Source organism: Mycobacterium barrassiae, assembly GCF_025822765.1.
Classification (GTDB): domain Bacteria; phylum Actinomycetota; class Actinomycetes; order Mycobacteriales; family Mycobacteriaceae; genus Mycobacterium; species Mycobacterium barrassiae.
The window spans coordinates 846,869-855,395 of record NZ_JACKUK010000023.1; the positions used below are offsets into that span (position 1 = coordinate 846,869).

At 64.1% G+C, this 8,527-nt stretch carries 7 protein-coding genes and 1 pseudogene; 2 read left to right on the plus strand and 6 right to left on the minus strand.

What is annotated here, in order from left to right:
* Positions 1 to 3 precede the first annotated feature (3 nt).
* The 3 genes from H7J93_RS14465 to H7J93_RS14475 are packed head-to-tail and all read right to left on the minus strand — an operon-like array spanning position 4 to position 3,703.
* The gene (locus H7J93_RS14465; RefSeq protein WP_267306951.1) at positions 4 to 1,200 is read right to left on the minus strand and encodes a CaiB/BaiF CoA transferase family protein; all 1,197 of its coding nucleotides are present in this window, start codon (positions 1,198 to 1,200) and stop codon (positions 4 to 6) included.
* Between the two features lie 4 nt (positions 1,201 to 1,204).
* Positions 1,205 to 2,473: an amidohydrolase family protein gene (locus tag H7J93_RS14470; RefSeq protein WP_267306952.1), complete on the minus strand. Its 1,269-nt coding sequence runs from the start codon at positions 2,471 to 2,473 to the stop codon at positions 1,205 to 1,207.
* 15 nt (positions 2,474 to 2,488) lie between these two features.
* Positions 2,489 to 3,703, minus strand: a complete 1,215-nt coding sequence (locus tag H7J93_RS14475; RefSeq protein ID WP_267306953.1) for an amidohydrolase family protein — start codon at positions 3,701 to 3,703, stop codon at positions 2,489 to 2,491.
* A 19-nt stretch (positions 3,704 to 3,722) separates the two neighbouring features.
* Between H7J93_RS14475 and H7J93_RS14480 the strand changes: the two are divergent.
* A pseudogene (locus H7J93_RS14480) lies at positions 3,723 to 4,337 on the plus strand (IclR family transcriptional regulator); the annotation flags it as partial.
* Between the two features lie 63 nt (positions 4,338 to 4,400).
* Here H7J93_RS14480 and H7J93_RS14485 read toward each other — a convergent pair.
* Together H7J93_RS14485 and H7J93_RS14490 are read right to left on the minus strand one after the other, a co-directional pair.
* Complete coding sequence (locus tag H7J93_RS14485) at positions 4,401 to 5,210, minus strand: hypothetical protein (protein WP_267306954.1); 810 nt, start codon at positions 5,208 to 5,210, stop codon at positions 4,401 to 4,403.
* Between the two features lie 78 nt (positions 5,211 to 5,288).
* Positions 5,289 to 6,134, minus strand: coding sequence for a hypothetical protein (locus H7J93_RS14490; protein ID WP_267306955.1), 846 nt, complete (start codon positions 6,132 to 6,134; stop codon positions 5,289 to 5,291).
* Between the two features lie 271 nt (positions 6,135 to 6,405).
* Between H7J93_RS14490 and H7J93_RS14495 the strand changes: the two genes are divergently transcribed.
* Positions 6,406 to 7,263 carry a formate/nitrite transporter family protein gene (locus H7J93_RS14495; RefSeq protein WP_267306956.1) on the plus strand — a complete coding sequence of 286 codons (858 nt, stop codon included), beginning with the start codon at positions 6,406 to 6,408 and terminating at the stop codon, positions 7,261 to 7,263.
* Positions 7,264 to 7,421: 158 nt separating this feature from the next.
* Here the strand turns inward: H7J93_RS14495 and H7J93_RS14500 are convergent, their stop codons facing one another.
* Positions 7,422 to 8,507, minus strand: a complete 1,086-nt coding sequence (locus H7J93_RS14500) for an IS630 family transposase (RefSeq protein ID WP_267306957.1) — start codon at positions 8,505 to 8,507, stop codon at positions 7,422 to 7,424.
* Positions 8,508 to 8,527: the final 20 nt, after the last annotated feature.

Sequence of the window (8,527 nt, forward strand, 5' to 3'; positions counted from 1 at the left end):
CCGTTATCCGGCGATAACACCGGCTTGCCGTAGTTCGCCTTCCTGATCGTCGCGGCCGAGCGAGCCGAGTACCTGCTTGGTGTGCTGCCCCAATGTCGGGGCGGGGCCGGCCAATCGAGCGGGTGTGCCATCGAAGATGGCCGGATGTCTCGGGATGCGGGTGCGGCCCACGACCGGATCATCGGACTCCTCGAACAGTTTCATCGCGACGGCATGCGGATCGTCGGGCAGCTTCTCGGGAGGCACGATCATGGCGTAGGGCACATCCGCGGCTTCGAAGCGAACGGTAGCTTGCTCAACGGTCAAGCGTGCCGCGTCCGCATAGCAGCCCTCCATCACCTCAGCCATCAACGCGCGGTGCTGATTTCGGAGCTCGGCAGTCTGCAGGCGCGGATCGTCGGCGCCGGGTGCGTCGAGCGCACGGCACATTCCAATGAAGTCCGAGTCCGAGATGGGAGTCACCACACCCCATCCGTCGATGAGGCGGAAGGGTTTGAAGCCGGAGGTGAAGCTCGACGGTTGCGAACCGTCGGCGTCGCGCAGCACCTCGTTGCCGGCGGCATCGGTCCACAGGAACGAGACGACCGCGTCAACCATCGAGACGTGCACATGCTGTCCACCACGACCATTGGCACGTGCGAACAGGGCGGCGGTGACCGCCTGGCTGGCGTAGAGCGCGGTGACCTTGTCGGCGAGCACCTGCTGCAGGAATATCGGCTCCCCCACGTCCGGCACCGCCTGGCTCGACGCGACGCCACCGTAGGCCTGAATCACCGTGTCGTAGGCGCTGCGATCACGGTATGGCCCCACCTCGCCGAATCCAGTCAGCGATACGTACACGACGTCGGGGTTCATTTCGGCGACGTCGTCGTATCCGACACCGAGCCGCTCGGCCACGCCGGGACGGAAGTTCTGGATGACGATGTCTGCTCGTGCGGCGAGTTCGAGGGCGATCTCCCGGCCGGCGTCGGTACGGATATCCACGGCGATCGACTGCTTGCCGCGATTGCAGACCCTGAACACTGCGCTCAACCCGTTCACACTCGGGCCGATCCACCGCATGATGTCGCCGATGTCGGGGCGCTCCACTTTCACGACGTCTGCACCTTGGTCGGCGAACAGCGCGCCGATGTAGGGGCCCGTCAGCGCAATCGACAACTCCAGCACGCGAATTCCGCTCAGCGGTCCGGCGTGTTTCATGCCATCAGTTCTCCACCAGGTCGGCGAGCGGCTCCGCCTCCGTCAGCCAGTGGCGGCCGGCCTGGCGGGCGGCCTCCCATTTGGGGATGCTGACCGAATCGTCCTGGCCCAGATCCTTGGGCGTCGGGCCGATGCGTTGGACCAGCGGCGCGATGGCCTTGCGATCGAAGTTGTAGATCTCGGCCGCCGCCAGTCCCAAGGTCTGCCGGGTCTCGTCGATCGGGATGTCCCAGAACGCGTGTCGGAGCCATTTGCGGGTGTTCGGCCATGTCCCTTCCGGATGGGGATAGTCGTTGCCCCACAGCATGTTCGGGACACCGATCTCGTAGCGTCGCGCCAGCTCTCGGCGCTCGGTCGTGGTGGCACCGATGAAGCAGTTCCGGTCGAAGTACGCCGAGGGCGGCATCATCAGGTCACCCTCGAGCAACTTGCTCATCTTCTTCGCCGAGTGTTCACGCAGGAACCGGGTGTCCATCAGCCACAACAGGTCGTTCGCCCAGAATGCACCGCACTCGGTAGCACCCCATCGTAGCTTCGGGAAGCGCTCGAAAACACCGGCCCACAAGGCGAACCACAACGGCCGAGCGCCCCACCACCGCACCTCGGTGGTGTAGATGCCCAGGTGCGGTCCGTACTCTGCGCTCGGCGCCGGGCCCACGTGGGTGTGCACCGGCATGTTCAGGTCTTGGCAAGCGGCCCAAACCTTGTCGTACCGACGATCGTGGTAGGGCGGGTAGTCGCCCCAGAGGACCGGAATCAGGATCCCGCCCCGTAGACCGGCCTCGGCCGCGCGCGTGATCTCGGTGACCGCAGCATCGACATCCGCCAGGATCGGGATCACCGCAACGCCGGCCCGCCGCTCGGGACTGTGGCTGCACAGCTCGGCCAGCCAACGGTTGTGGGCGCGCGCCCCGGCCATGGCACGGCCCGGGTCCAGATCGCCCGACTGTCCCAGGCCGGCGCCGAACGGTGCCCCGGCGACTCCCGTTACCGCGTCGGCGTCGGGGAAGATGACCTCGCCGGCCACACCATCCCCATCGAGCTCCTTATCCCGTTGTGCGACATCCCATCCGCCGGCAATGCCTTCGCCGTGTTCGTCGAACCACTGCTCGGCGAATTCCTCGTCGATGAATCCGCCTGCCTGCGCGGCTGCGAACTTCTCGGCGAGGTAGGCCTCGAAGTCCTCCCGGTATTCGGGGTCGACGTATTCGCGGTACCGCTCGGTCGGAAGCTCGGCGTGGGTGTCCGCGGAGATGATGAGGTACGGATCCATGGGCAGGTCCTTTCGCTACCAGGCTCGGATGGGGTCGGGCTCGAAGACGGTGCTGCTTGCGCCTGCCGGTACGGCCTCCAGCGGCTCGGCGACCTCGTCGACCGTCGGACCGATCCGGTCGACCAGAGGCTTGAGCGCTACCAGGTCGAAGCCGTAGACGGCCGCCGCGTTTCCGCCGAGCATGGCGCCCACTTCCTCGGGCGGCACACCGGAGAAGGTGTGGCGCAACGCCTCTCGGGTGAAGGGGCCGGTGCCTTCGAGGTGCGGGTAGTCACTCCCCCACATGATGCGATCGACGCCGATGTTGTGACGCTCAGCGCACTCGACCGGCCGCATGAAGCTGGCACCGACGTAGCATTGGCGAGCCCAGTACTCGCTCGGTTTGAGGCTCAACGAGCCTGCGGTGGGACCGGCGAAGCGGGCGATCGCCGAACCCTCGCGCGCATACCGGGCAGCCGCGACATCGAGCGAATCAAGGGTGGCCGGAATCCACCCCGCGCCCTGCTCGGTGAACACCACGGTGAGATCCGGATGGCGATCCATTGCGCCACTGAAGATCAGGTGCCACAGCGCACGGTGGGCGAACCAGTGTGTCTCGTACACCCACACCGCGAACGAGCTGCCCCAGCCGTCGAGCGGGCTCGGTCCGGCGTTGCCGCCGTGATGGTTGACCACGACACCGGCCTCGGCGCACGCGGTCCACAGCGGTTCCCAGTGTTCGGCGTAGAGCTGTGGGATGGCGGCCCCGGGCGGGATCCCGGGCAGCAGAACACCACCCCGCAGACCGAGTTTGGCGATCTGCGCGATCTCGGCGACGGCTTCGCCGAGGTCCTGGAGCATCACCTGTCCGACCCCGGCGCGCCGCTCAGGTGACTGCGAGCAGAAGTCGGCGAGCCAGCGGTTGTGCGCCCGCAGTCCCGCCCAACGCAGCTCGAGTTCGCGGGCGGTCTCCGGTGGGGTCGCCGCCAGGCTCGACGAAGGGAAGAACGGAGGAATGGTGTTGGGGTAGATGACCTCCCCCGCAATGCCCTCCGTGTCCAAGTCGGCGTTGCGCCGGTCGCTGTCCCAGTTGCGTTCGGCTTCTTCGTGGGCGAGGTCGGCGAACGGGTTGACGTATGTCGCTGCCCAGCTGTCGAATTCGTCCCTGTAGGCGGGATCGAGATACTCGCGGTAGTCGAGCAGGTCGGCGCCGGCGTGACAGTCCGCCGAGATGACGGTGTAGCGCTCCATGGGTTACACCCGGGTCGGCTCGGCGATGGTGGAGCTGTCCGCCGCCACCGGCGCGCACTGCGTCGCCTTCGCGGTGGACGAGGACTACTCCACCGTCGTTGATCAGGTCCGGAGTCGGCTGGGCGGCGGCCATCCGATGCCGATCGGAACCCAGTTCCCCCACCGCCCGCCCTATGGGGCATCGACGGTCGCGTGGGCCGGACCGGATGTCCGCGAACGCTGGCTGGCCGCGCTGCCTGAGGATGTGCGCGACCGCTACCGCGAAGCGATTGCCAACGCCCGGCAGCGCGGTTATGCCGTCGGGCTTCATCTGCTGCCCGATCTACGCCTGCAGGAGTTGGCGTTGATCGTGCGCAGTGCTGAAGTGCGTTCGACGCGGCTCAGTCGGCTGGCCCAGGAGCTGACCGACGAGTTGATCCACCAGGAGGAGTGGTTCCCGGTCAGCCTCGCCGCGGACGGCACGTACGAGCTGAGCCATATCGACTCACCGATCCTCGGTCTGGATTCGCGGATCGCGTTGATGCTCAGCCTGGTTCCCAGCGCCGAGCCGATGACTGGCGCGGAGGTCACCCGCATCGGGACGCAGCTTTCCGAGGCGACCCGTCGGCTGAGCGCGGCTCTATCAGAGGCGTGATTTGTTGTGCACCAACGTAATAGGTGGGTGCCGCTGCCCCAAATCGATCTTTGTGGTCGAGGCTCAGGATCGACTTGTCGATACGCGTGCTGACGCTTGAAGGCGCGTGTTGCCCTCCAGCTCGAGGAACTTGCGGTGGTTCTCACCCAGTTGCGTTGCGGCCGCCACGGTCGCAGCAGTCAGAGCTAGCATCGCGATCGCCAAGAACCAGTTGACAACCACGGGCAGATCGGCGTTCAGTCCGACGTACAGCGGCCAAGAGGCGGAGGCGAACACCATCGGAAGAGCGACGGTGGAAATGGCGAACGCGGCCAGTACCCGCTTCCATCCGACAAGCCGGTCCGCGACTGCGAAGAGCAGGAATCCCCCCACGATTGGCACCGGTGCCATTTGCGGCGCTACCACGAGGAACTTCAGCGGCGGCGCCCCGTAATATCCCCAAGCCTCAAATGAGGTACCGAGGGATTCGACGACGACAACGGAGACGAAAGACCCGAACGCCAGCCAGTGGAGCTTGCTGCGCGGCAAGCCGTTTCGCATCGCTTGCGCAACGAGGTATGGCAGCAGGCCCACCCACGGCAGGTATCCGAGGACCAGGAACCACGGGATCTCGCGATCGAAGTAGGTATATGCCATGGGGTGGTTGTCGGCATAGACGATCTTGCCCAGGATGTCGTAGATCGGCTCGTTGAGCGCGCAAATCAGCGCCCCCACGCAGACGACGAGGGGCACCAAGTCTCGACGGCGCACTGACAGATAGACGGCGTACACCGCAGACGCCGCGACGATGACTCCGAAAGCCACCAGCACCAACGCCGGTGAGATTCGGGAATGCAGGTCCGGAGGTAGATCCGAGGCGAGAAGCCGATTCATCGTGATCCGATGCCAATCGTTTGTCGGGACTCGAGGGTTTATTGCCGACCCGAGCGCTGCTATGGCTGATACCCGCCGTCATTTCGATCGCGGCGAGACTCCAGATACGCTGGAAGAGAGTGTATTTGCGGAATATGTCGAGGACCCATCAGTCAGCTGCCGACGGTCCCGCAACTCCGAAGCTACGAAAGCGGTGAGCCCGAACGACATTGCGATGGCATACAGACCTGCAAGGTTGGCCAACCAATGCGGGGCGTCAGAATGCAAGGTCAGCCAGACTGCCCAGGAGCACGCGGCATGCGTGGTGCCGAATGCCGTCGCCGGAACCACCAAGAAGCCCAGTCGTCGCCACCCGGTCAATCGCGGCTCCAACACAAGCACGAGCCAGACTCCGATCACTGCGGCGGCCGCGTTCACGAATGCCCACCACAAGGGAAAGCCCATCACCCTGAACGGCGAGAAGTCGTAGTAGAGGCCAACACCCAATACCGAGACACCGAGGTACTCGACGATCAGGTCCACGACGAACACGCCGGCGAAAACCTTGTATATCGACAGTCCATTGCGCACGAGCCGAGACGCGATGTATACCGCGCCGCCCCAGAAGAGGGAGTAACCCATGAGCAAGAACGCCGGCTGCGGAACCCCCATGCCGACATAGACCACCCACGGATTGTCTTTGGCGTACCAGACCTTGCCCAGCGTGTCCACGGTCGGTTCCAGACCCATGGAGATCACACCGCCCAGGAGCATCACCAACGGAAGTACGTCGCGTTGGCGAACAACGTAGACGAGGCACCAGATCACCGACACGACGAATGCTGCACCCACCACCAAGGTGTAAGCCCAGGCCGAGCTGGCAGCCGTTACCCACTCTGGCCGCGGCCCCAAGCCTTCGAACAGCGTCAGCGTATAGACGTTCATTACGCTCCTCAACTCTCCCTGCGGTCGCGACGTCGCCGCTTCGGCCACGTGCCGACGAGGACAGTTACATCAGCATCTGGATACGCATAGTACGAAGCAGACAACATCTAGGTAGCAGTATGCGGGATTCAGAGCCCATACGTAGTACGCATCATGCGCTTCACGTGCTTCCTAACCCTCCAGGCGCACTGCGGGCAGTCGTTGTGCTTTTCGGGGAGTGCTGGGGCGGGTATTTGTGTTCGTCACTGATTTGCGGACAGAAGGAATCATGGTGAGCGAGACGACTCAGCGGGAGCTCGGCGACACTGATCGTCCGATCGAGGATGAACTCGAGGATGCTTTCGCTCGAATGATCGACGAGGGTACCCAGCGCCTTCACCGGACATGGCGTGAAGTGCTTGCGACCGGTTTCTTCGGCGGTACCGAGGTCGCGATGGGGGTTCTTGCCTACCTGGCGATTCTGCACGCGACGCAGAACCCGCTGTTGGCAGGCTTAGCGTTTTCCATCGGCTTCCTCGCTCTCCTGCTGGGCCGCAGTGAGCTCTTCACCGAAGGCTTCCTGGTACCTGTCACCACAGTTGCCGCCAAACGCGCCAGCATGGGTCAGTTGCTGAAGCTGTGGACTGGCACCTTGATCGCGAACCTCGTCGGTGGCTGGGTGCTCATGTGGTTGATCATGACTGGGTTTCCGAAGTTGCGCGCGCAGGCCGTGGAGTCCGCAACGCATTACATCGCGGCACCGATCTCAGCGGAGACGATCGCACTGGCGCTGCTGGGCGGTATGGCGATCACCTTGATGACCCGCATGCAGCACGGCACCGACGCGATGATCGGCAAGATCGCCGCCGCAGTGGCCGGCGCCTTCGTGCTCGCGGGTCTGCAGATGTTCCACTCGATTCTCGACTCGCTGATCATTTTCGGCGCGCTGGCGACCGGTGATTCGCCCTTCGGCTACCTCAGCTGGCTCTCGTGGTTCGGCTACACCGCGTTGGGCAACGTGATCGGCGGGCTCGGCCTCGTGACACTTCTTCGGTTAGTGCGTAGCAAAGACCGCCTCCAGGAAGAGCGTGAGGAAGCCGACGAAAGCCCCACGGGCGGCGATGCTTCCAAGTCGGGCGTCATCAAATGATGACGCCACCGGTAACCACCTAGCGCTCTATTCCTAGTGTCCTGAGTCGTTAATTCGGGTGCAGTAGTTGCCGATGCTGGCGAGGATTTGGTCGGCGGTCTTGGTCCAGACGTAGGGCTTGGGGTTTTCATTCCAGTGCTCGATCCAGGCGCGGATGNCTAGTGTCCTGAGTCGTTAATTCGGGTGCAGTAGTTGCCGATGCTGGCGAGGATTTGGTCGGCGGTCTTGGTCCAGACGTAGGGCTTGGGGTTTTCATTCCAGTGCTCGATCCAGGCGCGGATGTCGTTGTTGAGTTGGCGGACTGAGGTGTGGTTGCCGCGGCGTAGCTTCTTGGTGGTCAGTTCGGCGAACCAGCGTTCGACGAGATTGAGCCACGACGAGCTGGTCGGGGTGAAGTGCACTACGAACCGGGGATGGTTTGTCAGCCAACGTTTTACCGCCGGCGTCTTGTGGGTCGAGGCGTTGTCCAGCACGAGGTGCACGTCGAGGTCGTCGGGAACTTCAGCGTCGATCTTGCGCAGGAAGCCCAGAAACTCGGTAGCGCGGTGGCGCGAGTGCAGCGCGCCGATGACCTTGCCGGTGGTGAGGTCCAAAGCGGCATACAGGCTGGAGGTTCCGTGGCGGACGTAGTCGTGGCTGGCCCGCGCCGGGGTGCCTGGCAGCATCGGGAACACCGGCGCACTGCGGTTAAGCGCCTGGATCTGGGTCTTCTCGTCGACGCACAGGACTAATGCCCGCTCGGGCGGGTTCAGATACAGACCGACGACGTCGCGGACCTTGGCCACGAACAACGGATCTTTTGACAGCTTCCACGAATCCTGTTTGTGGGGAGCAAGTCCGAAGGCACGCCATACCCGTGACACCATCGACTGGCTCAAACCCAGGTGCTCGGCCATCGACCGCGTCGACCACTGCGTGGCGTCCTTGGGCGCGGTCTCTAACGTCGCCACGATCAACGCCTCGATCTGTTCGTCGCCCACGACCCGAGGGCGACCAGGACGCGGCTCGTCGAGCAACCCGTCGAGCCGGTCGGCCACAAACCGCGTCCGCCACTTCCGGGCGCTGGAGACGTGGATGTCGAGCTTGTCTGCGATCGCGGTGTTGTTCAGCCCGTCAGCTGCCGCCAACACGATCCGAGCTCTCATCGCCAAGGCATTAGCACTATTCGACCGCCTCGACCACGACACCAACTCAGAACGCTCATCCTCGGTCAAGCGCACAACCGGCGCAACAGGGTTCGGCACCCACCAAGTCTAACCGCTAA